The organism is Amycolatopsis sp. SID8362, assembly GCF_010550475.1.
Classification (GTDB): Bacteria; Actinomycetota; Actinomycetes; order Mycobacteriales; family Pseudonocardiaceae; genus Amycolatopsis; species Amycolatopsis eburnea.
This window is the reverse complement of record NZ_JAAGNB010001128.1, coordinates 1-1,611: the sequence shown is the minus strand read 5'-3', so window position 1 is coordinate 1,611 and position 1,611 is coordinate 1. Positions and strand designations below refer to the sequence as shown.

At 76.2% G+C, this 1,611-nt stretch carries 1 protein-coding gene and 1 pseudogene; both read right to left on the bottom strand.

Features of this window, described 5'->3' with window-relative positions; translation table 11 throughout:
- On the bottom strand, nucleotides 1-464 hold a 464-nt coding region (locus G3I65_RS35305; RefSeq protein WP_309235890.1), incomplete at its 3' end, for a baseplate J/gp47 family protein.
- Nucleotides 461-1,611, bottom strand: a pseudogene (locus G3I65_RS35300) (baseplate J/gp47 family protein); the annotation flags it as partial. The gene G3I65_RS35305 and the pseudogene G3I65_RS35300, both read right to left, overlap by 4 nt.

The window sequence follows — 1,611 nt, the reverse complement described above, 5'->3', positions numbered from 1 at the left end:
AGCACGCTCAGGGTGGCGGGGGTGGCGTAGAGGTCCTGGTCGGTCTCGTAGACGACGTCACCGCCGGTCCCGGTGGCTGCGGCTTGGAAGCCGGCGGGGACGAGCACCGAAGCGCCGTCCGGCGGCTTCACGGTGAACTCGAGCAGCGCGGCCGCCGCGGTCGCCGGCCGGCGGCGCACGCCTGCGGTGTTCAGGTGCTCGGCGAGGATCTTCTCCGGCAGCCGGTTGACCCGCAGGAGCACCGGCTCGGCCTGGGTCCCGAAGAGCCGCACGAGCGCGACCCCGGCGTCCTGCCGGTCGAAGCTGGTCCAGTCCGGGGTGTAGCCGGGAATCCGATCCCGCACCGCGCCGCGCACCGCTTCCCGCGTCGCCTCTACAAGCTCCGGCTGCACCCCGGACGGCCCGGGGCCGGGCACCATGCGCGCTTCCTCGTCGGAGTCGCGCGCCCACCAGACGTCGGTCACAGCAGTCCCTCCCCCGGCTCCACCGCGGGCACCACCCGCGTCCGGACTTCCCGCACCACCGGGAGATCACCCGGCCGCAGGGGCACGCCGTCGCACGTCTCCGCCGGTTCCGCGCCGTCGATGCCGATCGCGACGGCGGTGACGGCCGCCAAGTCCCCGAGCGCTTCCTGCGCCGCCCGCAGCAGCGCCGAAGGCCGCAGCGGCTCGCCGAACGGCCAGCCCGTCCCGTCTTCGCCGCCTGCCAACGGGTCGAGGAACCGGCGCAGCGCCGTACCGGCCACTGTGGACACCCGGACCCGGTCGGCCGGGGCGCCGGACAGGTCGACCCGCAGCCGGACGTCCCGGTACACCGCGGGCCGCACGAACACTTCGGCCGTGAGCAGGCGGGTTTCCGCCAGCCGGTCCGCGACCGCGCACAGCATGCCCGGATCCGGTTCCGGCGCCGCCACGACGTCGTCGCCGTCGCGAGGGACCGAAGGGACGATGTGGACAGTCACCGCTCCGGGGACCCGCGCGCACGGGAAGCCGGGGTGCTCGCCGACCGCGGCGTGGGCGCGGCCGACCGAGACGCCCGGCGTCGTGACGGCCAGCGTGACGAAGTCCTCAGTCGTGACCGCCCTGGTCACCTCGCCGAGCGCGCCCGCGGCCCGGTCGCGGGCCTGCGCCACCGTCTCCGGGTCCGTCCCGCCGGCGGCCTGGACCGGGTTCGCCGCCCGGACCGGCACCGCGAGGTCGACCGGCAGCCAGTTGTCGGTCAGGCCGCCGTTGCCGTCGCGGCCGCCGCCGATCGTGTAGTCGACCCGGAGTTCCCCGCCAGGACGCGGGATGCGCCCGGTCAGACCGTCGCCGAACACCAGCGCGCCGTCGTGCCGGTCGAGCAGGAAGATCCGGTCGCGGCCGGAGCCGAAGGCGAAGTCGGCCGCCGCTTCCCACTCCTCGCCCGCCAGGCGCAGGGCCGCGGTGAGCAGCCGGCCGGCGGCGTCCGGCAGCTCGAGCCGCTGACCGGGCAGCTTCAGCCACTTGCGGGTCTGGTCGTCGAGCCCGGTCACCGTGCGGTGCTCGGCGTGCCGGGCGCCGGACGCGTTGACCGCCAGGCGCCGCAGCCGTGGCGGCGCCGAGTAGGTCGCGGCGCGGGTGGCGACCACCA